At 62.7% G+C, this 24,468-nt stretch carries 23 protein-coding genes; 13 read left to right on the forward strand and 10 right to left on the reverse strand.

What is annotated here, in order from left to right:
* Positions 1-198: 198 nt before the first annotated feature.
* Positions 199-966, forward strand: a complete 768-nt coding sequence (locus C7C56_RS16565) for a 2OG-Fe(II) oxygenase (RefSeq protein WP_106758477.1) — start codon at positions 199-201, stop codon at positions 964-966.
* A gap of 6 nt (positions 967-972) precedes the next feature.
* Here the strand turns inward: C7C56_RS16565 and C7C56_RS16570 are convergent, their stop codons facing one another.
* Entirely contained in the window at positions 973-1,524 is a 552-nt protein-coding gene (locus C7C56_RS16570; protein WP_181373204.1) for a DUF4166 domain-containing protein, read from the reverse strand.
* Between the two features lie 254 nt (positions 1,525-1,778).
* Here C7C56_RS16570 and C7C56_RS16575 point away from each other — a divergent pair, with 254 nt between their 5' ends.
* The 5 genes from C7C56_RS16575 to C7C56_RS16595 are packed head-to-tail and all read left to right on the forward strand — an operon-like array spanning position 1,779 to position 6,120.
* On the forward strand, positions 1,779-2,423 hold the full coding sequence (locus C7C56_RS16575; RefSeq protein WP_106758479.1) for a PepSY-associated TM helix domain-containing protein: 645 nt from the start codon (positions 1,779-1,781) through the stop codon (positions 2,421-2,423).
* A 19-nt stretch (positions 2,424-2,442) separates the two neighbouring features.
* Entirely contained in the window at positions 2,443-2,958 is a 516-nt protein-coding gene (locus C7C56_RS16580; RefSeq protein ID WP_106758480.1) for a DUF2271 domain-containing protein, read from the forward strand.
* A 16-nt stretch (positions 2,959-2,974) separates the two neighbouring features.
* Positions 2,975-3,778, forward strand: coding sequence for a DUF4198 domain-containing protein (locus C7C56_RS16585; protein WP_106758481.1), 804 nt, complete (start codon positions 2,975-2,977; stop codon positions 3,776-3,778).
* Between the two features lie 3 nt (positions 3,779-3,781).
* Complete coding sequence (locus C7C56_RS16590) at positions 3,782-4,789, forward strand: FAD:protein FMN transferase (protein ID WP_106758482.1); 1,008 nt, start codon at positions 3,782-3,784, stop codon at positions 4,787-4,789.
* The gene (locus C7C56_RS16595; RefSeq protein WP_106758483.1) at positions 4,786-6,120 is read left to right on the forward strand and encodes a sulfite reductase subunit alpha; all 1,335 of its coding nucleotides are present in this window, start codon (positions 4,786-4,788) and stop codon (positions 6,118-6,120) included. The genes C7C56_RS16590 and C7C56_RS16595 overlap by 4 nt, the downstream gene beginning before the upstream one ends.
* 203 nt (positions 6,121-6,323) lie before the next feature.
* Here C7C56_RS16595 and C7C56_RS16600 read toward each other — a convergent pair whose 3' ends face one another.
* Complete coding sequence (locus C7C56_RS16600; RefSeq protein ID WP_229458823.1) at positions 6,324-7,043, reverse strand: PhaM family polyhydroxyalkanoate granule multifunctional regulatory protein; 720 nt, start codon at positions 7,041-7,043, stop codon at positions 6,324-6,326.
* 411 nt (positions 7,044-7,454) lie between these two features.
* Between C7C56_RS16600 and C7C56_RS16605 the strand changes: the two genes are divergently transcribed.
* Both C7C56_RS16605 and C7C56_RS16610 read left to right on the forward strand, forming a co-directional pair.
* On the forward strand, positions 7,455-8,186 hold the full coding sequence (locus C7C56_RS16605; protein ID WP_106758505.1) for a DUF3108 domain-containing protein: 732 nt from the start codon (positions 7,455-7,457) through the stop codon (positions 8,184-8,186).
* Between the two features lie 120 nt (positions 8,187-8,306).
* Entirely contained in the window at positions 8,307-9,065 is a 759-nt protein-coding gene (locus tag C7C56_RS16610) for a substrate-binding periplasmic protein (protein ID WP_181373205.1), read from the forward strand.
* A gap of 43 nt (positions 9,066-9,108) precedes the next feature.
* Here the strand turns inward: C7C56_RS16610 and C7C56_RS16615 are convergent, their stop codons facing one another.
* The 4 genes from C7C56_RS16615 to C7C56_RS16625 form a co-directional block, all read right to left on the reverse strand.
* Positions 9,109-9,897, reverse strand: a complete 789-nt coding sequence (locus tag C7C56_RS16615) for a TorF family putative porin (protein WP_106758486.1) — start codon at positions 9,895-9,897, stop codon at positions 9,109-9,111.
* 213 nt (positions 9,898-10,110) lie between these two features.
* A complete protein-coding gene (locus C7C56_RS28940; protein WP_181373206.1) occupies positions 10,111-10,278 on the reverse strand; it encodes a hypothetical protein in 168 nt (55 codons plus the stop codon).
* A gap of 190 nt (positions 10,279-10,468) precedes the next feature.
* On the reverse strand, positions 10,469-10,651 hold the full coding sequence (locus C7C56_RS16620) for a hypothetical protein (RefSeq protein ID WP_106758487.1): 183 nt from the start codon (positions 10,649-10,651) through the stop codon (positions 10,469-10,471).
* Positions 10,652-10,675: 24 nt separating this feature from the next.
* Positions 10,676-11,374 (reverse strand): serine hydrolase, encoded by a 699-nt coding sequence (locus C7C56_RS16625; RefSeq protein WP_106758488.1) that lies wholly within the window; start codon positions 11,372-11,374, stop codon positions 10,676-10,678.
* Positions 11,375-11,530: 156 nt separating this feature from the next.
* Here C7C56_RS16625 and C7C56_RS16630 point away from each other — a divergent pair, with 156 nt between their 5' ends.
* The gene (locus C7C56_RS16630) at positions 11,531-12,328 is read left to right on the forward strand and encodes a helix-turn-helix transcriptional regulator (protein WP_181373207.1); all 798 of its coding nucleotides are present in this window, start codon (positions 11,531-11,533) and stop codon (positions 12,326-12,328) included.
* Here the strand turns inward: C7C56_RS16630 and C7C56_RS16635 are convergent.
* Positions 12,285-13,109 (reverse strand): hypothetical protein, encoded by an 825-nt coding sequence (locus tag C7C56_RS16635; protein ID WP_146204518.1) that lies wholly within the window; start codon positions 13,107-13,109, stop codon positions 12,285-12,287. The two genes, C7C56_RS16630 and C7C56_RS16635, sit on opposite strands and share 44 nt — an antisense overlap.
* Positions 13,102-13,500 (reverse strand): GntR family transcriptional regulator, encoded by a 399-nt coding sequence (locus tag C7C56_RS16640; RefSeq protein WP_106758491.1) that lies wholly within the window; start codon positions 13,498-13,500, stop codon positions 13,102-13,104. Before C7C56_RS16640 ends, C7C56_RS16635 begins: the two co-directional genes overlap by 8 nt.
* A 362-nt stretch (positions 13,501-13,862) precedes the next feature.
* Between C7C56_RS16640 and C7C56_RS16645 the strand changes: the two genes are divergently transcribed.
* From C7C56_RS16645 to C7C56_RS16660, 4 genes are all read left to right on the forward strand, one after another.
* Complete coding sequence (locus tag C7C56_RS16645; protein ID WP_229458827.1) at positions 13,863-15,233, forward strand: hypothetical protein; 1,371 nt, start codon at positions 13,863-13,865, stop codon at positions 15,231-15,233.
* The gene (locus tag C7C56_RS16650; RefSeq protein ID WP_229458824.1) at positions 15,226-16,032 is read left to right on the forward strand and encodes a hypothetical protein; all 807 of its coding nucleotides are present in this window, start codon (positions 15,226-15,228) and stop codon (positions 16,030-16,032) included. Before C7C56_RS16645 ends, C7C56_RS16650 begins: the two co-directional genes overlap by 8 nt.
* 2 nt (positions 16,033-16,034) lie before the next feature.
* Entirely contained in the window at positions 16,035-18,866 is a 2,832-nt protein-coding gene (locus C7C56_RS16655; protein WP_106758493.1) for an AAA family ATPase, read from the forward strand.
* 75 nt (positions 18,867-18,941) lie between these two features.
* On the forward strand, positions 18,942-21,392 hold the full coding sequence (locus tag C7C56_RS16660; RefSeq protein ID WP_106758494.1) for an alpha/beta hydrolase family protein: 2,451 nt from the start codon (positions 18,942-18,944) through the stop codon (positions 21,390-21,392).
* Positions 21,393-21,999: 607 nt separating this feature from the next.
* Here the strand turns inward: C7C56_RS16660 and C7C56_RS28245 are convergent.
* Together C7C56_RS28245 and C7C56_RS28250 are read right to left on the reverse strand one after the other, a co-directional pair.
* Positions 22,000-23,046 (reverse strand): hypothetical protein, encoded by a 1,047-nt coding sequence (locus tag C7C56_RS28245; RefSeq protein ID WP_146204519.1) that lies wholly within the window; start codon positions 23,044-23,046, stop codon positions 22,000-22,002.
* Positions 23,047-23,140: 94 nt separating this feature from the next.
* On the reverse strand, positions 23,141-24,316 hold the full coding sequence (locus C7C56_RS28250; protein ID WP_146204520.1) for a hypothetical protein: 1,176 nt from the start codon (positions 24,314-24,316) through the stop codon (positions 23,141-23,143).
* Between the last annotated feature and the right edge of the window lie 152 nt (positions 24,317-24,468).

Here is a 24,468-nt window from a genome sequence, read left to right on the forward strand (position 1 = left end):
AAACGCCTTTCTCGCCGGCGATCAAATTTACAGGAAACCTATGCGCAAGCCTAGAGTCAACGGACGGGACACCCGCCAGCGGTTGTAGCGAGAAAACCGGCGCAAAGCGTCGCAAGCGGGTCGGTCCCCGACAACTGGCAGGCTTGGATCGCCGATGGCCTCGGTCGTGGCTGCATCGTTGAAGAGCTGATCGCCATCATGATGCGCGACGGCCAATTCAGCCGCACTGTCGCTTGCGAGGCGATCGAAGCCGGGCTTGCAGCCGCCGGCCGGCCGCTCGCGATCGCCGAAGCCGCCAGAACCGGGGCCATGGCGCGCCCCCAGATCGACACCAGTAAAAACACCATCAGCACGCCGGACCGCGAAGTGAGCATCCTGCTGGCCATCGACGCCCCGCGCATTGTCGTGCTCGGAAATGTGCTCAGCGATGAAGAGTGCGACATCCTGGTGGCCTACAGCGAATCAAAAATGGCGCCTTCGCGGGTCGTCGGCGGCACCGAGGGCGACAACGTCCTGCACGACGCCCGCACCAGCAGCGGCTCGTTCATCGCGCGCGGCGAAATCGAGGTCGCGGCGCGGCTCGAGGCACGCCTCGCGGCCATCGCCCAGTGGCCCGTCGAGCGCGGCGAGGGCTTGCAAATCCTGCGCTACACCAAGGGCGCCGAATACAAGCCCCACTTCGATTGGTTCGACCGCGCGCAGCCCGGGCAGGCCAGGTTGTTCGACCGCGGCGGCCAGCGCGTGGGCACCTTTGTTCTTTATCTGAACGACGTCGAAAGCGGCGGCGGCACCAATTTCCCCAAACTCGGGCTCGAGGTGTCGCCCAAGAAAGGTGGCGCGGTTTTCTTTTCGAATGTGACCGCCGACGGCGTGCCCGACCCGTTCACGCTCCATGGCGGCATGCCGGTGCTCAGCGGCGTCAAGTTCGTTGCCAACAAGTGGCTGCGGGAAGGGCTGTTTGTTTAGCAGCCTTTAGGCGGATGCGATCCGCAACAGGCCCGAGTAGGACAGGACTTTTCCAAGCAGCGGCACGCCGACCGTCACGCTGAAGCGGTAGTTGCCGTCCTCTATCCATTTGCCGGCCCGCACCCTGGGCAGCATGGCCACCGGAACGCGTAGCCCGAACAGGCGATAGGCGAGCGGGCGCCAATGCCAGCCGCCGCCGTCGGTGTCGACCGTGAGCAGCATGGTCAGATGCCCGGTGCGCTCGATCCAATGCCCGTCCGGCAGCCGCCCGACCGGCGCAAAAATCGAGGTGATCGTGCCGCCATCGGCGAAACGCCGTTCCCAATGCAAACCATCGGTCTGGTGCGAAATGGTCACCACCAACGCGTGCCTGCCGCCGATGAGCGGAATGCGAAACCGCCTTGCCAGCAGGCGCCCGATGGCGCCGCGCAAGCCTGGTTCGAACACAACCTCGACCGGCCCGCGCAAGGTGCCGCCGCCGCGGTGCAGCGCCTGCAGCAAAGGGTGCAAGTCGTCAAAACGCGCACCGAACCAGTCGCTTACCAGCGTTGCGGTCATGTCAGGCCACACGTGAACACATGAGATATCCCTTTTGCTCGATCCCGATATTATGTTGGTAAGTAGAAATTTCGACGGATCTTTTTGCATCCGCCATTGAGAACAATTCTCATTTACAAACCAGCTCAGCAATGTTAAGCTATTCCTCCATACCCGGAAGTAGTGCGAGCGCGGCCGACCGGGGCTTCTTTTGCAAGGCGATTTGGCATGATGCTGGACCATATTAAACCGACGCGCGCCGCGCGGACCTTCCCGTGAGCGGCGCCCCGAATGTGGCCCAGGGCACGCAGCGCGCCGGCTGGCTGCGGACCCTGCTGCAATGGCACTGGATCAGCTCGGCCCTGTGCCTGGTCGGCATCGTGCTGTTCAGCGTTACCGGGATCACGCTCAACCATGCGAGCCAGATCGAGGCCAAGCCTGTCGTCGTGAGCCAGAAGGCGGTCGCGCCCAAGAACCTGGTGGCCGAGCTGGGCGCTTTGGCCGCGACCCACGACGGCAAACGCGCCGCGCTGCCGCCCCGCGCGACCCAGTGGATCGAACGCACCTGGGGCCGCGACGTCGGCGGCGTCGAAGCCGAATGGAGCGCCGACGAAATCTACCTGCCGCTGCCGCGCCCCGGCGGCGACGCCTGGATGCGCATCGGCCTGCTCGATGGCGCCAGCGAATTCGAGGTCACCAGCCGCGGCGCCATTTCGTGGCTCAACGACCTGCACAAAGGCCGGCACACGGGCGTCGCCTGGAGCTGGTTCCTCGACCTGTTCGCGCTCGCCTGCCTCGTGTTCGCGGTCACCGGTTTCCTGATCCTCAAACTGCATGCGCAGAACCGGCCGGTGACATGGCCACTGGTCGGCTTCGGCTTGTTGTTGCCGGCAATGATAGCCATGCTCTTCATTCATTGATTAATAAAAAAGGCACTCCGTGAAAATTCCGTATTCCATCGCACTGGGACTCCCCTTGCTGGGCGGCTCCGCCATGGCGGCCGACATGACGCTCAAGATCGATTTGCCGCGCTTGAACGTGGCCGAGTACCACCGCCCGTACATCGCGGTCTGGCTCGAGGGCGCCGACCAGGCCGTCGTCGCCAATCTGGCGGTGCTGTACGACGTGAAAAAGAAAGACAACGGCGGCACCAAGTGGCTCAAGGATGTGCGCCAGTGGTGGCGCAAGACCGGGCGCGACCTGACCATGCCGATGGACGGCGTCAGCGGCGCCACGCGCGCGCCCGGCGAATCGACGCTGACCTTTGCCACGGCCAAGGCGACGCTCGACAAACTGCCCGCGGGCGCCTACACCGTGGTGCTTGAAGTGGCGCGCGAAAAAGGCGGGCGCGAACTGGTGCGCATGCCGATGCAGTGGCCCGTGAAAAAGGCGCTGTCGGTGCCGGCCAAAGGCAAGGAAGAACTGCGCAGCGCCACCTTGCAAGTCAAACCCTAAGCCCGAGGACCTGAACATGATCAAGAAAACCCTGCTGCTCGCCATGCTCGCGGGCCTGTCGCTCAACGCCCTGGCCGCGCGCAGCTGGCTGTTGCCGTCCGCCACCGTCATCGAGGGGCGCGACCCGTGGGTCACGATCGACGCCGCCAACTCCGAGAACCTGTTCGATTTCGACGCCGTCGCGCTCGACCTGGCCGCTCTCGTGGTCACCGGCCCGGACGGCGCCGCGGTCGCGCCGGAGAACCGTTTCAGCGGCAAGCTGCGCAACGGGTTCGACCTCAAGCTGAGCAAGCCGGGCACCTACAAGGCCAGCCTCGTGAGCGAAATCACGATGGCCAACTACAAGCTCAACGGCGAGCCGAAGCGCTGGCGCGGCAAGGCCGAGGCGATGGCGGCCGAGGTGCCGGCCAATGCCGAGGAACTGCGGGTCGTGAACACGCACAACCGCGTCGAGACCTACGTCACCGCCGGCCGTTCGGGCGGCACGCCGTTCAAGCTGTCGGGCGTCGGCATCGAGATGGAGCCGCTGACCCACCCGAACGAATTGCGGGCCGGCGAGCAGGCGCGCTGGCGTTTTCTGATCGACGGCAAGCCGGCCGCCAAACTGGGCTTCAGCCTGGTGCCGGGCGGCGTGCGCCACCGCGGCCTGCTCGGCGAGCTGCGCTTTAGCACCGATGCCAAGGGCGAGGCCACGGTCACGCTGCCCGAGGCGGGCATGTACTGGCTCAACGCCGGCTTCCCGGACGCGCCCGCGCAACCGGCGCCTGCCGCCTCGCGCAAACTGCTGTACGCGGCCACTCTCGAGATCCAGTCGCAGTAATCGATGCGACGAGTACTGGTACCGGCCGAGATCAGCGGGCAGCCGCCCGCCGCCACGAGCAGCCTGCACCGCTTTGGCGGCGCCAGCATGGGCACCAGCTGGTCGGTGCAATTGTTCGGGGCCGGGGGCAGGCCCGATCCCGCGCTCGAACTGGGCATCGCGCGCCAGCTCGCGCTGGTCGTCGAGCAGATGAGCCACTGGGTTCCGCAGTCCGACCTGAGCCGCTTCAACAGCGCCGCGCCGGGCAGCTGGCACGCGCTGCCGCCCGCGTTCTACAAGGTGCTCGCCTGCGCCGAGGACGTGGCCCGGGCGAGCGGCGGCGCGTTCGATCCGGGCGCCGGGGCGCTGGTCAACCTGTGGGGTTTCGGGGCCCATGGGCGCTTCGACGAGGCCGGATTTCGCGCGCCAACGGCGGCCGCGGTCGAACGTGTGCAAGGGCGCGCGCGCGCGCACCGCGCCACGCTTGACCACGCCGCGCGCCGCTTGTTGCAACCGGGCGGGGTCGCGCTCGACCTGTCGTCGATCGCCAAGGGGTACGCGGTCGACCGCGTGGCCGATCATTTGATTACGCTCGGCGTAGAACACTATCTGGTCGAGGTGGGGGGGGAATTGCGCGGGTCCGGCATGAAGCCCGATGGCCAGCCCTGGTGGGTGATGCTCGAACCGATCGAGGGCGAAGGCGACGGCGGCGAACTGGCGCTGGCGCTGCACGGCCTGTCGATCGCGACCTCGGGCGACTACCGCCGCTACTTCGAGGCCGGCGGCGCACGGCACGCGCACACGATCGATCCGCGCAGCGGATGGCCGATAAAAAACGGCGTCGCCTCGGTCTCCGTGGTGCATGCCGAATGCATGATGGCCGACGCCCTGTCGACCGCGCTGACCGTGCTCGGCCCGGTCGAGGGCATGGCCTACGCAGAGCGCGCCGGCTTTGCCGCTCGCATGCTGGTGCGCGACGGCCGGCAGATGCAAGAACACCTGAGCACACGCATGCGCGGGATGCTGGCATGACGTCCGACCCGGTCCGCCTGTGGGGCGCCGCGGCGATGCTGCTCGCATGGCTGCTGCTGTGCGCGGCGATCGTGCTGCGGCGGCGCCTTAGCCAACGCGCGGCTACGCGCCCGGTGCAATGGATCGTCGCCTATGCCAGCCAGACCGGCAGCGCCGACCATCTCGCGCAGCTGACCGTGGCCACGCTCAAAACGGCCGGCTTGTCGGCGCTGGACTGCAGCCTGTCCGAGCTCGAACCGGCGCAGTTGCGCCAGTCGGACCGCATCCTGTTCATCGTCAGCACCTACGGCGAGGGCGACCCGCCCGACAACGCGCTGCGTTTCGTGCGCGCCGAAATGCAGGGCGCGCCCAGGCTCGGCCACCTGCATTACGCGGTGCTGGCGCTGGGCGACAGCAGCTATGCCCAGTATTGCGGCTTCGGCCGCGCGCTCGACCAGTGGCTTGGGGCCTGCGGCGCGAACCCGCTGTTCGATAGGATCGAGGTCGACCGCGGCGCCGCGCCCGCCATCACGGCGTGGCAGGAGCATCTGTGCCACCTCGCCGGCGCGGTCGACGCGCCCGACTGGAGCGAGCCGGCGTACGCCGATTGGCGCATCGTCGAGCGCGCCGAGATCAATGCGGGCAGTGCCGGCGAACCGGTTTTCCGGGTCGCGCTGGCGCCGGCCGACGGGGTGTTTCCGGACTGGGAGGCGGGCGACCTGGCGCAGGTCAGCGTGCCCGGGGAGCCGGGCCTGCCGCGCGAATATTCGATCGCCTCGCTGCCCGCCGAGGGGCGCCTTGAGCTGCTGGTGCGGCTGCACCGGCGCGCCGATGGCTCGCACGGGTCGGCGTCGGGCTTTTTGTGCCTGCATGCGCCGCTGGCGGCGCCGATCGCGCTGCGGGTGCGCGAGCACAAGCGCTTTCGCATCGGCGAGAATCGGTGGCGTCCTTTGATCTTGATCGGCAACGGCACCGGCATGGCCGGCCTGCGCGCGCATTTCAAGGAGCGCGATTTCCGTGCGATCGACTGCTGGCTGGTGTTCGGCGAGCGCAACGAGGCGAGCGATTTCCATTATCGGGAGGACGTGGAAGCCTCGGTCGCGATGGCGACGCTGGTGCGTTTCGACGGGGTGTTTTCGCGCGACCAGGAACAACGGCGCTATGTGCAGCATGTGCTGCGCGAGTCCGGCGCGGCCCTGCGCGACTGGGTCGAGCGGGGCGCGGCGATCTATGTGTGCGGTGGTTTGCTGACCATGGCGGCCGGCGTGCACGAGGTGCTCGAGGCCGAGTTGGGCAAGGCGAAGCTCGAGCAGTTGGCCGACGAGGGGCGGTATCGGCGCGATGTTTACTAGCTGGGCATAACCGCCAACGCTGAAACTACCACCACATCGTCCTCGCGGAGGGCTCGGCGCCCCCGCGTCGATCCATAGAACGTTAGCGATAAGCAACGGTTCTATGGGTCCCCGCCTCCGCGAGGACGATGTTGGTTTTTGGTGTCGATGTATTTTTGGCGCGGAGTCTGACGCCGCTCGGCGGCAGACTCCGCGCCACTGATTCAGGCCTTCGGCGCCTTTGGCTTGCGCGCCGCCGGCTTGGCCGCCGCGCGTTTTTTGGCCGGCGCCTTGGCCGGCGCCGCCGCCGCCGACGCCGACGGCTTGGCCTTGGCCATCGCCTTCGACAATTGCTCGGCCGGACGCACCGACGCCGCCGCCAGTTTGGCCGCCGCGTCTTGCGCCATCGCGCTGGCGTTGGCCATCGCCTCGGACGACATCGCGGTGCTCACCGCGCTCTTGAACTGGTCCTGCAGCATGTTCCACCACGCGCTCGGGTTGGGCAGCGCCGGCGCGCCCGCGGCGTCCGGCTTGGCCGCCGGCGGCGCCTCGTCGCGCTCCTTGACCGCCTCGGCGACCGGCTGGGCAAAGAAGGCCGATGCGAACGGCGCCGCCTCGAGCACTGATTTCTCGTTCGCGCCCGGCTGCTTGACCGCCGCCGCAAGCGTCGCGCCCATCGACTTGAGCGTCGAGATCGTGCCGCGCTGCACTTCAAGCGCCTGGATGGTCCCGCGCAGCATCGCCGTGTTCACATTGAGCCATGACTCGACGGCCTTGAGGTCGGCGATTTTCTTGTCGAGGTCCTCGACCGACAGCGTCGGCGCCGCCATGCCTGGAATGCTCATGCCCGGCACGCTCATGCTGCCCCACAGATTCTTGACGAAATCGAGGGTGTCGGACACGGCACCGACGCCGGGAATGTTGGGCATAGGGGGTTTCAGCATGGCACTCTCCATTGTTAAGAGGCTTTAGCGTAGCAGAAAATTAACATGCGTTCAAAGCTTGTTGTGCGCGTTGCCGTTTGGACCCATCCGGCGCGTCGGCGAAAACACAGCGCCACGCGTTACACTAGGAGCCTGTCGGACTTAGGGAGTCGAAGCGAAACGGTCGAGGCAAAAAAAATGCTGGACGAGGACAGATTTTGACGATTTCGCAGTGCCAGCGAGCTATTGGCCGAGAAAGCGGCGAAATTTGGACCGTCCAGCACTTTTTGCAGCCGACGATCCTAAGTCCGACAGGCTCCGAGACCAAGGGAACCCGGCGCGCGCGGTATTTGCACCATACTGTCACTAAAATTGAAATCACGGATGCGGGAAAGCGATATGGCTGGTGCGGGAAAAAACGGCAATTTATTCATGCGGGCCATGCTCGGCGTGGCGCTGGCGGGCACGCTCACGTTCGCCTGCGCGCACGACGACAGCGCGGTCAAGCGCGCATTCAAACTGCCACCATCTGCCGACCTGCATTACAAGATCCAGGCGCGCCACAAGGGTTTTTCGATCTCCGGCCAGGCGCTCACCAAATGGCGCGTGGCCGACGGCAAGTACACGCTCGACACCGTCACCCGCGCGATGATGTTCGGCACCGTGCTCGAAGACAAGAGCGCGGGCACGATCGACAGCTATGGCATCGCCCCCGACCAGTTCTACGAAAAGCGCATCCGCAAAGACCCGTGGACCGCGACCTTCGACCGCCAGCGCAACCGGCTCAGTTTCTCCCTGAGCAAGCAGACCTACCCGCTCAAGGGCGGCGAGCAGGACCGCAACACGGCGCAGTGGCAGTTGGCCGCGGTGGCGCGCGCCGCCCCCGAAAAATTCACGCCCGGCTCGCAATGGACGTTTTTCGTCGCCGGCCGGCGCGACGCCGAGACCTGGACCTTCAAGGTAATCAAGCAGGAAACCGTGCGCACCGGCATGGGCCCGGTGGCGGCAATCCACCTCAGCAAATTGCAATCGCCCGACGGCCACGACCAGACCATCGACCTGTGGCTCGCCCCGGGCCACGAGTGGTATCCCGTGCGCGTGCGCTTCGCCGACAACGAGGGCGAACGCATCGAGCAGATTCTCGACAAAATCGTCAAGAAATAGCTTCCCCGGCAACACAGTACTCGGATTGTTATTGAGCGTTGACATGATTTGCGATAGGCTTGGATGGAACGGACCCGCCGCCACGACGGCGCGTCAATGAAGTCAAACCGGGGAGACGTCATGCATATCACGCGCGCGCTGGGACTGTGTTTTCCGTTGTTGCTTTGCCTGCCTGCGGGCGCCGACAGCGGCCCCAGACCGATGCGTCTGGCCACACTCGAATGGCTGCCCTACGTCGGCAAAATCGTCCCGAAAGACGGCCTATCCACCGTCATTGCCTCCGCTGCCGCCAGAAACGCCGGGTACTCCCTATCCGTGGACTATTTCGAGTGGACCGTGACCTTGGCAAAGGGGGAGAAAGATCCCGCTTTCGCAGGCTACTTCCCCGAGTATTACACCGAGGAACGCGCCAAGGCTTGCCACCTTTCCAAGTCGATCGGCACCAGTATGCTCGGCCTGGCGACCATGAAAGACACGCCGGTGCAATGGAACGCGCTCAGTGACCTTAACGCGGTCAAAATCGGGGTGGTCGAAGGCTATTCGAACGGCGAGGCATTCGATGCCATGGTCAAGCAGGGGAAACAGCCGGTTGAGAATGCCGCGAGCGACACATTCAATCTGCGCCGCTTGATCTCCAAGAAAGTGCCCGCCATCGCGATCGACCGCGAGGTGTTGCGCTATCTGCTGTTGCGTTCGCCCATGCGCAACGAGACGGTCTTCAGTCCGAAACCTTTGGGCGAACTGACGCTGCATGTGTGCTTCAAGCGCACGCCGGCGGGCAAGGAGATGCAGGAGGCATTCGACGCCGGCCTGCAAAAAATCGACATCAAAAAAATCGGTGGCGACTACATGAAGCAGCTCGATTTGAGCGGGACGTGAACCTTGGCCAGGTCTGATAACCGGCGCCGCGCGGGCGCCGCGATCAGAATGATTTCGTGACGCTGATGACGGCGTTGGTCTTGAGCGGTTGCGAGATCTCGGTCACGCCGGAAGAATTGGGCGTGGTGGCCGGATAATTGTCGTACACGCCGGACGGCGCATTGCCCTTGGTTACCGCGGCCATCGCCATCCAGCCGTTGCTGAATGTGCGGGTCAGGGCGATCTTGTAATCGCGCCAATCGTAGTCCGGCCAGTTGCGCACACGCCCCATGCCGAAATGGAACTGGAGGCCGAAACCCGATCCCACGTCGAAGTTGGTGTTCAGGTCCAGATAGCCGGTCCCGCGCGCATCGCTGAAGCCGAAGTAGTCTTTGGTGAATGTGTGATTGTATTTGGCGCTGAATATCTTGTAATTCACGCCCAGCGAGAGTTCGCCGTAGTCGTATTTGACGTTGACCGACGAGATTTTCGCGCCCGGATAAATATAGTAGTACACCATCGCGGTGTAGCCGATGTCGCTCATGCTGCCGGCATAGCCACCGTACAGATCCAATTCGAGCGAACCGCCCTCGATCATTTTCGAACTGATGGTCGAGCCCCAGGTGCCGATGGAAAAGCCGCTCGGGTGCGCATAATCGAGCCCGCCCTGCAGCGCGGGTTTGCCCCAGGTTTGCTGGTAACCGCGCGAAATGTATTGGCTCGCCAATGTCACGTTGCCCGTCGTCGTGGCGAGCTCGGCGGAAGGCGCCGGTTCCGGTGTTTGTGCCTGCGCGAAGGCGGCAGCGAGCGCCAGCACCGGCGCGAGCATCAACGTGTTCAAAGTCGGCTTCATCACCAGCGTCCCCTCAATCCATTTCACAATAGCCCGTGAATTGATACTACACAGCAAATTTGCCATAGGCAAATGGAGCGCGCTGTTGATGATCGGAAAACCACACTGCCGGCGCCCGCTCGCAGGCGCCGTCGTGGCTTAAATCAGACAAACCATCTTCTCGGCCTCGGCGCGCAGCGCGCCCGCTCTGGCCGGGGCCGCCGCGAGCTTGGCCTAGGCCACCTTGACGGCGCTGGCGTAGTGGCCGCCCTTGATGCCGTCCTCGACCGCGTCCTTGAATTCGCTTTGCGCCTCCTTGAGCGCCACGCGCAGCGGGCCGACCTTGGCGTCGGCGGCCGCGAGCGACTGCGCCGCCGCCGGGCAGCGCGCGTCCTCGGGCATGCCGAGCCCGGTCTTGAAGGCGCGCAGCAGCAGCCGCCTGAGAGGCTGAGAGTCTTTCGATCATGCCCGCTCAGCACGCCAGAAAGCGCCAGTTCGTCGTTGCAAATGCTCGCCATAGCCCGCTATGGCTGTGCTTTGCGCCTCGATCTGCCGCTTTCTGGCGGGTTGCTCGGGCACGCCCGAAAAACTCTCAGCCTCTGAGGCTGTACGAACTCATGTCGTTGGAGTTGATGATGCCGACCGCGTAGTACCCGTTTGGCAACATCAGGATCGAGGCATGGGCCCCGCCATGGTCGCCGCCCATGTAGGCGAGCTGGCTGATTTTGAACTTTTTCTTGATGTCCTGGTCGGCGATCGTGAACGACCAGACCACGCGCTCGTCGGCCTTGTCGTCGTCTTACATGAGATCGCGGGTGGCGCCCGAGACCAGCGTCTTGGCGGCGCTGAAGTTGGCGACGAAGGCGGCCAGTTCGCGGCTCTCGATGTACCAGCCGCCCTGGGCCTGGCAATAGCCGTTGATCACGCGCGAGTCGTGGGTGACGCCGTTGCCGGCGTCGCCCGCGGAGGCGTAGTCGGGCGCCCACGCCTGCTTGATCTTGGCGTATTCGACCGTCGGGTTGCAGCTCGGTTTGATGGCCGGCGTGATCCTGCCATAGATATTGCCGTGCATATGCGCCTCCCAGGCGTCGGCGACGCGCTTGTGGATCTCGATGCCCTCCGCGCGCCATTTCTTGTCGGAGGCCTCCTGGTTCACGCGCGCCAGAAAGTCCGGGTGGGCGATCATCGGGACCAGGTAGGTCACGAGCGAGAAATTGGCGTTGGCATATTTGCGCTGGTCGAAATCGGCGCCTTCGATGCCGGCCGCCAGGTAGTCGAACATGCGCTTCTGTTGATCGGCGCCCAGGTCTTCCTTGCCCAGCGAGCGGAAGCCCGAACGGTGCTGCAGCAGGTGGCGGAAGGTGATCTTCTTGATGCTCGGGTCCATCTTCTGCTGCCACAGCGCGGGGAAATACGGGTGGATCGGCTGGGCGAGCCACTGCTCGACCGTGTAGCCGCGCGGATTAATCGTCTTATCTTTGCTTTCAAACAAATTCAACAGGCTAATTCCGCCCGTAAACTTGATCGTACTGCCAATGTTGGCGGGAATTACGGTGTTTTTCTCCTTCGTTGAGATTGGTGCTGGCATCTTCCCATCCGGTAGTTCGGGCAACTACCCCCAAAGATGAGGGAATGAACCATGTTGGAAAGTGCATTGAAAACCCTGCGCGAGCACATCGACTTCGACGCCATGCTCGCTTGCGCGGGGCGCCGCGGCGCCGACGGCGTGGTCACGTTGGCGCAAGTGCTCGGCAGCCACAAAATCGACGCGCATTTTGTCGCCGAGTATGCCGACGTGGCCGACGAGGACGTCGCGGGGCAATTGTTTGCCGCCTATCCGCGGACGGTGCAGACCATTTCGGTGTGCGACTACCGCGACCTGGGCGAGCGCGAGACGGGCAGCGTGGCCGGCGCGCGCGCGGGGCGCTTAATGGCCGACTACCTCGAGAAATACGGCTTCCAGCACCTGATGCTGGCCGGGCTGGGCAGTTCGTACGGGTTGGCCTGGATCACCTTTTACCGCCACGACGCGGCCAAGCCGTTCACCCCGGAGGACGCCGAGTGGGCCAGGTATCTGGTGCCGGGCCTGCTGTACCAGTGGCAGCGCGCGTGCCGGCTCTGCGTGTGCACCGAGTTGCCGTCGAAACTGCTGCCGCTGACGAGCCGTGAGATGCAGATCGCGATTCTGAGTGCGCAGGGCTTGCTGCCGAAGACGATCGCCGACCGCTTCCAGCTGAGCACGAGCACGGTGCGCGAAGTGATCCAGAACATCCGCGCCCGGCTCGGCATCATCGGGCGCAAGATGACGTCCGACGACATGGAACGGCATCTGGCCCTTCCCGCGCCGCCCGCCAGGAACGGCGCCACGATCGGCGCCACGATCAGTTCCACGGTCGGCGCCACGATCGCTAAGCGCGGTCCAGAATCAGTTTCACCGCCCGGCTATCCATGAAACCGAGCCAGATTATCTGCATCGCCAGATTGACGGCGGTGAAAAACAGCGCGCCGCTTAGGGCTGCCGTGCCGAAGAAATCCTGCGACATGCCCCAGCCGACGACGATCAGGCAGCCATACAAGGCGACGACGTTGCCCCTAACTTCCATCTGCCGGTAGGCGGGGCCCCAGGCGTCGTCGATGGGCTGCCTTTTGCGCCGCACGCAGTACAGCAGCGTCGCCACGCCGACCGGCACAATGACCGCGAAGCCCGCCATGCGGCCGGCCAGCACATGGGTCGCAATCAGGCCGAGGTGGTGCCCCGCGAGGTAGGCGAGAATGGCCGCGGCGTACAGCGCGAAACACGTCGTGGTCCAGGCGGGATGGACAAAATCGCGCAGCGACCTGCGCTCGAATTGCGCGCTGCGCCTTTCGGGCAGGGGGATTTTGCGGTACACGCGGTAGTGCCCGACCCCGGCATAGCAAAGCATGAGGCCTGCCCATGCCAGCGTGGGCGCGAAGGTGAGCACGGTGAGCAGGTCGGGCCGGTCGGATTGCGCCGCCGAATAGGCGAGCAGGGCGAACCAAGCCGCACCCAGCGCATACAGGCTCCAAAGCGCGATTTTTGGCGTCGCGTGGCGCTGTTTGAATTCGGGATGGTCGGCCAGCCAGGCGGGATTTTTATGGAAGAAGGTGGCGTCGACGAGCCGCATCATCCGTGCCGCCGTGAGCCAATAGAGCATCGCGATCTGGCTCGCCGCTATCATGTGGATCATTAACTTGGTCGCCGATTCAGTCATCTTTTTCTCCTTGTTGTTCTGGCTTGGCCACTGCCGCCGCAAAGGCGGCACCGATGTCGGTCTCCGACAGTCCGCGCTCGCGCAGCGATCCCACAAGGGAGGCCATCGCATACGCCGCCTGTTGCCGGTTGAGGGTGTGAATATGGGCGAGCGCATCGCGGTTGATGAAGGTGCCTTTCTTTCCCGCCGTCAGGATGACCCTGTCGGTTTCGAGGATCTTGTAGGCCTTGGCGACCGTGTTGGGGTTCAGGTCGAGGTCGTGCGCGAGCTGCCGGATGGTCGGAATGGGCATTCCGTCCCGCAATGCCCCCTGCAACACCCCTTGCCGCACCTGGCGCACGATTTGCTCGTACACGGGTTCAACGCCGGCGACGTCGACGGTCATTTCCATGTCTTCCACCACATGTACTAGTTGAATGTAGTACAAAGAATAGCCGGATTAGCCCCGGCCGCGCAAGCGATATCGGAATTTCTTTTGGCGCAGGGTGGATTTTTTGGCAATTGGGGGCTTGCGCGCCGCGTGGCGGGACGTTTCCTTTCTGGCCACCAAGGCTAAGCTGATATACTGACGCCCCCGCGATGCTGTTGTTGTGCCCGGTGGTGCGAGGGTGCCAGGGGTGGAACGGGGGAATTGGCGTGGTGTACCACGCCCCCGTGTAACGAGCTCGATTTCGCCGTGGTGAAAATTTTTTACTTTCGAGCGCTTCGGCCGGCGAGACGTCGCCTCGCGCTAGAACTTGGTACCGGATCACAATCATGGATTTAAAGGCAGGTGCGGCTTTGGCCGCTGACCCACTCACAACAGGCCCGGTCGACGCCGATTCACTGCAGTCGCACTTCAACGCCGGCATTTCCGCCGACGAGATCGAGCAGGTGTTCCACCTCAAGCGCGCGCAACCGACTCTGACGGCGTTCACGGCGCTGTTCCACGGCGGCAGCGACGGCGTGCTGATCCGCCTGCTGGTGCTGCGCGAGCTGGCCGCCGACACCAGCACGGCCGCGTTCTCGCGCGCCGACATCAACCTCAAGCTGTCCTACCTCGTCGCCGAGAGCCTCGAGACGGTGCTCATGCGCCTGCGCTCGCACGGCCTGCTCGCGTGGGACGCCCAGGCCAGCGTGTACCGCGTCACGCCGATGGCGCGCAACGTGCTCTCGGCGCTCGACACGCTGCTGTCGATGGGCAAGGCCGACGACGAGGCCGAGATGGGCTTTTTGCTGTCGCAGGTGGCCGGCGCGCAGGCCGTCGGCGGGGTCACCGTCGACCAGCTCAAGCACCTGCTCGGGCGCCTGGTCGACCTGACCGAGGAGTTCCGCGACGCCATCGCCTCGGGCTCCGAATTCAAGCTGCGCACCTCGCAGGCGAAGTGGCACATGGCCTGCGACTGGGTCGAGAAGGGCTCGCTCATCCTGCGCGCGATCACCTCCGACGAGCGCGCCGATTCGGCCACCCACAAGGCGGCCCAGGCGATCGGCCGGGCCCAGAGCGCGCTGCTCAACATGCAGGGTATGTTCTCGCGCGCGCTCAACCAGATCGAGCGCCAGCGCGTGCACCTTGGCCAGTCGGGCCTGTCGACGACCGACGTCAAGCGCTGGCTGCTGGCGCACGAGGACCTGTCGCAGCTGGCCGTCGGCGCGATCGACCGTCCGGTGGTGCCGCTGTTTGGCACCCCGGCAGAGATGATCGACGTCGCCGAAACCGAGCTGCTCGCCGAGCGCAACGCCGCCGTCGCGCAGGAGGGGCTGCCCGAGGGCCAGGACGCGCCGCTGACCGTCAACGACGCGCCGGCGATGCAGGCCGAACTCGACGACTGGCTCGCGCGGCTGTCGGACTTTGCCAACCTGGGCAATTTTCCGAGTTTTTCGGAGGAGGGCCCGAAGTCGATCCCGATCCAGGACTCGCTGCTGCCGGCCAGCTTCGCGGTGGCCTCGTACCGCGCCTCGCTGCTGCCTTTGCTGGGCGACGCCTCCGAGGCCAGCCTGCAGGGCGCGACCGCGCAGCTGGCGCGCTTGCCGATCACGTTCTCGGCGGTCGACGAGATGATCCAACTGAACGACCCGCACGTAGCGGCGATGTCGATCGCTACGCTCTCACTTGACCTCGAAAGCGCCCCGGACGATGAATGACGATTCCCAAATCCTGATTGCGCGCATGCTCACGCATCAAACCCTGCGGCGCGACGACAAGATGGTCAAGCGCGTGCTGTCGGACGAATTCTTCCGCGCCGAGGTCGACAAACGATTGCTCGAGTCGGGGCTCAAGCTGCTCGACAACGTTTACGCGGACCACGTCACGCTGGCGCTGCACCGCTCTGTCGAGCCGAAGATTTTCGGCGCCAAGGACATCTGGCAGAACAATAATTTTGGCCTCACGCGCGACGGCGTGGCGCTGCTGGTGGTGCTGTGGGCGCAGATCATCCTGCCCAAGCGCGAACGCCAGGAGTCGCACCAGAACGCCGAGGACGACCAGAACGACCTGTTCGACAAGGACAAGCCGATGCCGCGCGCCGAGGACACCTCGATCGGCATCTCGTACACCGCGCTGCTGTCGGACTTCGGCGACAAGCTCGGCAAAAAAACGCGCATGGACATGAACCTCGGCTCGCTCTCCAAGCTCGGCTTCATCGAGCGCCGCGGCGACGTGATCCTCGAGGGCCCGCTGCTCGATTTGATGATGGACACCGACGTGCTCAAGGAACGCATCATCAACGGCGCGCTGACCGACGTGTTCAAGCGCGCGCCGGCGACCGTGGTCGCGCTGCGGCGGCCCGCCGCCGCGGAAGCCGAAACGGAAGCCGCGGCGGAAGCTGAAGCGCAGAGCGCGCCGGAGTCCGCGCCGGCTTCCGGGCCGGAGCTTGAACCGGCCGCGCCCGCAGCCGCGCCCGAAGCGCCGCCCGATGCCAACGACACCCCAACCAGAGACTGATCATGTTCCACATTAAATCGCTTGAACTGGTTCATTGGGATTACTGGCAGCGGATCAAAAACATCCCGCTCGACGCCAAGATCATCACCATCGCGGGCCAGAACGGCTCGGGCAAGACCACGCTGCTCGACGCGCTGCGCACGCTGTTCGGCCTCGACTGCTCGATGGGGCGCACCTACAAGCATTACGCGCGCCACTCGGGGCAGCAGACCGCGTGGATCCGCGCCGTGGTCGACAACAAGGCGGTCGGCCGCCAGTTGTCCAACCGGCCGTTCCGCAGTTCCGGGTTTTTCAGCGACGACGAGGTCACGCTGTTCTGCCAAATCCAGAAAAACGGCGGCGACTGGAAGCGCCAATACCTGATGCGCCCGGGCTGCGTGCAGATCGAGGACATCAGCGAGGCCACCGACTGGCTCGGCGTCGAGAACTACCGCAAGCGCCTGGCCAACGCGGGCCTGTCGCCCGCGATGGCCAAGGTGCTGGCGCTCGAGCAGGGCGAGACCGACAAATTGTGCGAATACGCGCCGCGCCAGTTGCTCGACCTGGTGTTCCAGGTGTTCGGCGACAAGGAGGTGCTCGACGCCTACGACGAGGCCAAGCGCCACCAGCGCGACACCGAGACCGAACTGAAACGCTTCGAGTCCGAGCTCGAAGCGTCGCGCACCAACCTCGAGGGCCTGCGCCTGCGGGTGGCCAACTACCACCAGTGGGAGGACCTGCACAAGGAGCGCCGCAACCTGCTCGAGGAGGTGCTGCCAAGCCTCGAGTACCATGAGGCGCGCGAAAAGGCGGCCGCGGTCAGCCGCGCGCTGCGCGACGCCCGCAAACCGATGGCGCAGGCCGATTCGCAATTGATCGAAAAGCGCAACGCGCTCGCCACCCAGGCGCGCGCCCTGACCGACGCGCAGCAGCAGGAGACGCTGCTCGAACAGGAGGGCAGCGTGCTGGCGAGCCGCCTGACCCTGATCAACGGCAAGCTCAAGCCGCTCGACGGCCTGCTCGAACAAAAGGAGCGCCTGCAAAAGTTGGCGGCCGATTCGGGCGCCGACATCGCCGAGGTGGCCGCGCAGCTCGAGGAAAAGGACGCCGAACTGGCGCGCCAGAAGCAAGCGCGCGAGACGCTGTCGAACCGGATCCGGGCCGACCAGGAGACCATCTCCGCGCTGCAGGGCAAGACCGCGATGCCGGAGCCGGAGGCGGTGCGCGGCATGCGGCGCGCGCTGCGCGACGCCGGCATCGCGCACGCGATGCTGTCCGATATCGTCGAAGTGACCGACGCCAAGTGGCAGGGCGCGGTCGAGGGCGTGTTGGGCGGCTACGCCTCGGTGGTGCTGCTCGAACGGGCCAAGGACGCGCCGGCCGCGTACCGGCTGGCCGAGACCGAGCGCTATCGCCACTTCATCGTGCCCGAATGCGTGGCCGCGCCCAATTCGAAGGACGACAGCCTGCTGTCGGTGGTGCGCTTTTCGGCGCCGGCGCCGTCGTGGCTGATCGACCAGCTCGCGCGCATCAGCCGCGTCGATTCGGTCGACGCCGGCTTCAAGCTGTCGAACGTGGACGAATGGATCACGCCCGACGCCTACCACCGCGAACGGCGCGGCGGACGCTCGCTGTTTGTCGAGGCGGCGCGCTACCGGTTTGGTTCGGCCGGGCGCACCCAGCGCCTCGAGGCATTGCAAAAATCGCTGCCGGCGCTCGAGTCGAAAGAGGACGTGCTCACGCTCGCCATCAGCAAGCTGGCGGCCGAGGTGGGCGCGCTCAAGGCGCGCATCGCCGGGGTCGACGCGGCCAAGGAGCTGACGGCGCGCCAGGCCGAATTCGAGGAGGCCGCGCGCAACAGCGCCCCGCTCAAGGCCGAGCGCCTCGAGGTCGGTTCGCGCCTCGGCGAATTGCAGGCCTTGACCAAGGCCGCGACGGTTGCGCGCACCCGCGCTGACGCGGTCTGGCAGAACGCGCGCGTGGTGCTGTCGGAGGCCGAGGCGGGCCTGCGCCTGGGCCACAAGAAGCAGATCGAACAGCGCGCCGAGCAGGCCAAGGCGCTGCTGCAGCTGCGCCGCAGCTGGCGCCACCTGCCGCAGGGCTGGCGCCGGCCCGCGCGGCGCGCCTCGCTGGTGGCCGAACACCAGAACGCGCACCAGGTGGACCTGCGCGTGTCGTCGCTCCAGCACAGCCTCGCGCGTGACGACTGGGAGCTCGACGCCACCGTCATCGACCAGCACCACCGCCTGGGCGACCAGCTGCAGGGCCGCCAGAACGAGACCGACGAGCGGCGTTACCAGAACAACCGCGCGATCGAGGCCACCGGCAACGCGCGCGGCGCCTACATCGAGCGCCTGCGCTACACGGTCAAGTCCTACAGCAAGAACATCAAGGAGCTCGGCGAACTGGCCGGGATCGAGGTGCACGCCGACCCGGTGCGGCTCGAGAACGACGACGTGCAGCTGGCGCAGGCCGGCCTGCACGTGCGCTTCAAGTTCGACGGCAAGGACCAGATCGGGATGAACGACGGCGAGGCCTCGGGCGGCCAGCAGGTCATGAAGTCGCTGGTGCTGCTGATCGGCCTGCTCAAGTCGGAGGAGGGCTCGGGCGGCTTCGTGTTCATCGACGAGCCGTTCGCCCACCTCGACATCCGCAACATCCAGCTGGTCGGCGAGTTCCTCAAGAACACCGAGGCGCAGTATTTGATGACGACGCCGCTGACGCACAACACCGACGTCTACGACCCGTCCGAACTGACGCTCATCACGAGCAAAAAGAAGAAGGACATGTTGTGGGCGCAGCCGATCTTCGTGCTCCAGCGGCGATTGGCGCCGGCGGGCAAGGCGGCCGCGTAAACACGGGGGAACGTTCCCGTTGACAAGCATTTGGCAAGTGCGCAAGATACGACCTCAACCCCAATCGAGGTCCCCATGCGCAACCGTTTATCGCTCGTCCCGCTGACCCTTTCCCTGCTTGCCGCGGTGTCGCAAGCGCAGGCGCAGTACCAGTTGCCGCCCGCGCCATTGCAGGCGGTGGTCGACGCGCCGCGCGCGCCCGGCGTCGGGCTCTCGCCCAGGCGCGACCTGGCCACCATGGTCGATTCGCCGGCGCTGCCGGGCATCGCCGAAGTGGCCCAGCCCGAGCTCAAGCTGGCCGGCCTGCGCATCAATCCGCGCACCTATTCGCCGAGCCGCTTCTCGTTCGGCAGCGGCCTGGCGCTGCTCGACATCGGCACCGGCAAGCGGATGGCCGTTAGCGGCCTGCCGCAAACGCTGCGGCTGGCCGCGAGCGCCTGGTCGCCCGACCAGCGCCACCTGGCCTTCACCCACGTCGCGCTGGCCGAAAAGGAGGGCGCCGCGTCCGAGGTCCAGTTGTGGCTGCTCGACGTGGGCACCCGGCGCGCCAGGCGGCTCGGCACGCACGCGCTGTCGCATTTGTCGGGCACCGGTTTCAGCTGGATGCCCGACTCCAAAACCCTGCTGGTGCAGCTGCGCCCGGCCGCGCTGGGCAAGGCGCCGGTGGCGACCGGCATCCCGAGCGGGCCGAGCCTGCAGGACAGCCAGAAAAGCGTGGGCGTGCGCCAGCTGCGCACCTACCAGGACTTGCTCAAGAACGAGGCCGACGCCCAGCTGTTCGAGCACTACGCGACCTCGCAGATCGCGCTCGTCGCGCTCGACGGCAAGGCGCGCATGGTCGGCGCGCCCGACCTGTTCCTGTCGGTGTCGGCCGCGCCCGGCGGCAGGCATCTGCTGACGAACGCGATGCAGCGCCCCTTTTCGTACGTGGTGCCGGCCAGCGCCTTCGGGCGCCGCACCGAGGTGCGCGACCTGGGCGGCAAGGTGGTCCACCTGGTGGCGGACAAGCCGCTCGAGGAGGGTCTGCCACCCGGCAACGACGCGGTCTCGGCGGGCGTGCGCAGCGTCAGCTGGCGGGTCGACGCGCCGGCCACGCTGGTGTGGGCCGAGGCGCAGGACGGCGGCGACCCGGCCAAGGCGGCCGAGGTGCGCGACATCGTCTACACCCAGGCCGCGCCGTTCACCGGCAAACCGGCGCCGCTGGCCAAGCTGGGCATGCGCTACTACGACGTGAGCTGGGGCCGCGGCGACGTCGCCCTGCTGACCGAGGCCTGGTACAAGACGCGCGCCGTCAAGACCTGGCGCGTGCAGCCCGACCGCGCCGGCGCGCCGCAGGAGCTGTTGTTTGACTACTCGATGGAGGACCGATACCAGCAGCCGGGCGAGCCGGTCACCATGCCCGACGGCGCGGGCCGTCCGCGCCTGCTGATCGGCGCCGGCGACACCATCCTGCTGTCGGGCGAGGGCGCCTCGGACGCCGGCGACCGGCCGTTCGTCGACCGTTTTAGCCTCGCCACCAAGGCCAAGGAACGGCTGTTCCAAAGCAGCGGCACGTATTACGAGAACGTGGTCGCGCTGCTCGACGCCGACGCCACCCGCCTGCTGACCACGCGCGAGTCGCCCAAGGAGCGGCCCAACTACTATGTGCGCGACCTCAAACGCGATGGCGCGTCGCAGCTGACCGCGCTGACCAGCTTCGCGCACCCGACGCCGCAGTTGAAGGACGTGCAGAAGGAGCAGATCCGCTACAAGCGCGCCGACGGCGTCGACCTGACGGCGACGCTGATGCTGCCGCCGAACTACGAGCCCAAGCGCGACGGTCCGCTGCCCTTGCTGATGTGGGCCTATCCGCAGGAGTTTAAGAGCGCCAGCGCGGCCAGCCAGACCACGGGTTCGCCGCACCGTTTCAACGCGGTCAGCTATTGGGGGCCGGCGGCGATGCTGGCGATGGGCTACGCGGTGCTCGACAACCCGTCGATGCCGATCGTCGGCGCCGGCGAGGCCGAGCCAAACGACAGCTATCTGCCCCAGCTCGTTGCCAACGCCGAGGCCGCGGTCGACGAGGTGGTGCGGCGCGGCGTCGCAGAACGCCACCGGATCGCCATCGGCGGCCACTCGTATGGCGCTTTCATGACCGGCAACCTGCTCGCGCACACGCGCCTGTTCAAGGCCGGCATCGCCCGCAGCGGCGCCTACAACCGCACGCTCACGCCGTTCGGCTTCCAGTCGGAGGACCGCCAGTTCTGGAAGGCCAAGGACGTGTACCAGACCATGTCGCCGTTTTACAATGCGGAGAAAATCAAGGACGCGATCTTGTTCATCCACGGCGAGCAGGATAACAATTCGGGCACCTTCCCGATGCAGAGCGAGCGCATGTTCCAGGCCGTCAAAGGGCTGGGCGGCACCGCACGTTTGGTGATGCTGCCCAACGAGAGCCACGGCTACCGCGCGCGCGAGTCGATCATGCACATGCTGTACGAAACCAACGTCTGGCTCGACAAGTACGTCAAGAACGCCAAGCCGTAAGGGCGCGCGGCGCAGTCACAGCCGAATCACAGCCGAGTCACAGCCAAATCACAGCCAAATCACAGCCAAATCACAGCCTCGGCGCGGCCGCGTCCTCGGCTTTTTTGAGGGCGCGGCGCCAGCAGAGGCATAGGGGCCCGCAATAGTACATTCGGGAGCCTTCTCGGGAATACAATGACATTGTCCGCCTCACTTTGGACAGCGCCACGGTAATGTACGATTGCGGGACCTGTGCCGTGCTGTTAATTAATTACGCCTCCGTGCGGGACGTCGGTTGCGAGTGTTTCTGAATGTGCGATTGCGGAACCTGTCAGTGTGCCCCTCGGCTCTATGCTCCTGAGTCCACGAGCCCTTCAGTTATCCTGCGCACCTACCTGCTCATAAAAGAGCGCCAGCCAGCTTAATCACCAACCAGCATCCACCCCTAAGCCTTTGAGCTAAAGGCACTTTCGATGCCCTCAAGGGTGCGCTGCGCTGTGCTCCGCCCGCCCTTGACCACACCGAAAACTCAGTTGTCATTGCGACTTGTAGGCAACCGCGCACCTGGTTGGCGCAAAGCGCAGCTTGTCAATTTCCAATCGAAACTGCATTGGGCCCACGATTTTACCTACCCCTGATGTGAACATTTGTTCGCCAAATACAATAATAAACACTCCATCATTTCGCTCATAGAATCGTTAAATTTATCGATGCTTGAAAATGAATGAAACATTATGTTTCTAATGTAATACAACTTTGACGCGAAATCCGTGTCATCAGGCATGCTATCGACCGCTTCTTCGTTATTTTTAATTGTTTCATTCATTTCATTATCAACCTCAGAAATTTTTTCTTGCGAATCGATAAAGTCCAAATTAGATTCAATTTTTTTATGCAAGCGATTAATTGCAGCAACAAGAATTTCATCATTTTTGGAGAACACGCTACGCACGCGATTTTTCTCTTTTGCAAATTCATTAACTACATCAAGCGATTTTCTTGCACGCACAATATTGGTTCTATTTTTATATTTCTCTACAAATATCTGAATTTTTCTCTCAAATTCAATTTGCATGAAAAATTCCACAACTTGCCATGCATAAAAAAAAGCAAAAAATGAGTTTTTTTCGTGAGGAATAAGCTCAAATAGCGCCTTCCGTAAAAATGGAAAGTCTGTTGAAGCTTTTTTTAGATTCAACGAATCAGAAATACTTACTTGTCGTGTCGATCGATTTCCCAATGCGAAAGCCTGACTGTCTGCAAAAAATCCGTTTTCTATAAGTTGGGGAAAATAGAAATCGACGAACTCTTCAGCCGTTTTTGCTTCGCATTCCGCATTAAAAACACAATAAAAACAGTTTTGATCAATAAATTGGTCGAGAGTTAAAGGACGCTTCATTCCATCAAAATATTTTGGAAATTCCTTTATTTTTTCACTAATCTCTTGCCCTGCCATTTTTATAATATGATCAATAGCAATAATGGCAAATGGACCAAACATTGCATTCCTCACGTATTTATGCGAGGTCGATAAAAGCGCGGCTCCAGGAATAATAAACCCTACCGTAATTTTCTTATTTTTTAATTCAATTATTTGATTTTCTTTAGGGCGTTCCTTACGACGTAGGCGAATGACTATATGATCTACACCACCGAAAGCCGTAGCTTTGCTCAAGTACTTCCAACTAAATTGAGGGACCGCTATGGCTGTTCGTTCGACACCAATTTTAATATTAATCGCTGCTACTGATCGATATGGGAGGTACATACTATATACCCAATCTGCGAGCCCCATTTAAGGCAAGGCCAATGGTTTTGTAGAGATTCATATACGCACCGGAGTCCTTCATAAATAGAATCTTAAAATACATTCTGAAGAATAATCGTTGGGCATTACCAATTTTTCGTGCCTCTTCGTTAATTGCGACAATTGCCTCATTAAAAGCCAATAGGAATTTTTGAGGCTCAGAGCCAATTACTAAATTAATTTCTATTTCTTCAAAGCGATCAAATTGTTCTTCGTCTTTTAATAATCCAAGTGCTGCGCCAAAACCAGAAACGGCCTGAGGGCGTTTAAACATTCGGACGCCATTTTTCGCCCATACATAAATCTCTTCACGTTTTGTTTCATCGTCTCGGTCATCTTCCTCGATATCATCCTCGTCGACTTCGGCTTCAATATCGAGATCTGAAATCGACGTAATGAATACGTTCCAAATTGATATGAATTCCGCGAATAGATCGGTATCATTGTCTTCTCGAGCCAAATTTTCCAATCCCGAGATGTTATCCAAAACATCCGCCTTGTCCATTGGCATTTCATTACGTTCCACATAGGAATTAAATCCCTCGATCATTTCCCGAAAATTGTACTCATTAATTTTTTTCGCAGAAACACCATCCACTTCGCGTATTAATTGAACGCCATCTATGTCGTGATCCAAGTAATCCAAATACATTATTTCAATCTGATGCCTAAGGGACATTGTCGTTTGGCCGGTATTTAGTGTTAGCATACGATAGAGAATTCCGGCTCTATTAACACCATCATATATTTCGCAACGAACAAGTCTTTGTAAAAAACTAGCAAGTTTCTCGCCTTCCAACTCACTCGCAATATCAATAAGTGTGAAACTCCGCTGCAGTCCGTCTAAAATTATAAATTCTTCTGGACTCTTGTTGAGCGCTGTCACCATATCAACAGCGTCATTGTGGTTTTTATTGTTTCGCCGATGTGCCAGAACAATAGGTGGAATCACACACCCGGTGATTAAATCTTTTCTCAACAGTGAGTATGTTGTTTTTGATGTTTTTACTCGCTTACGTTGAAATTCATTTTTTTCAACAATTACTCGGGCCAAATCCAAATATTCACTAATTGGCATTTCAAGAAGATGACTTGCTCCCTCAACCACGTTATCTTCAATAACTGATATAACTTTCATTTAAATTCCGATCGAATTATTCAAAATCATGGGTTTTTTAAAATTCTGAAAATTCTATTTTAACGCAGCAGGCACAAAATGGGACGCTGATTTATGGTTCTATCAGGGCTGTCGCACCAAAAGTCGGTTACAATCAACCACTTGAGAAATTA

It is taken from the genome of Massilia glaciei, from assembly GCF_003011895.2.
In the GTDB taxonomy this organism is placed as follows: domain Bacteria; phylum Pseudomonadota; class Gammaproteobacteria; order Burkholderiales; family Burkholderiaceae_D; genus Telluria_A; species Telluria_A glaciei.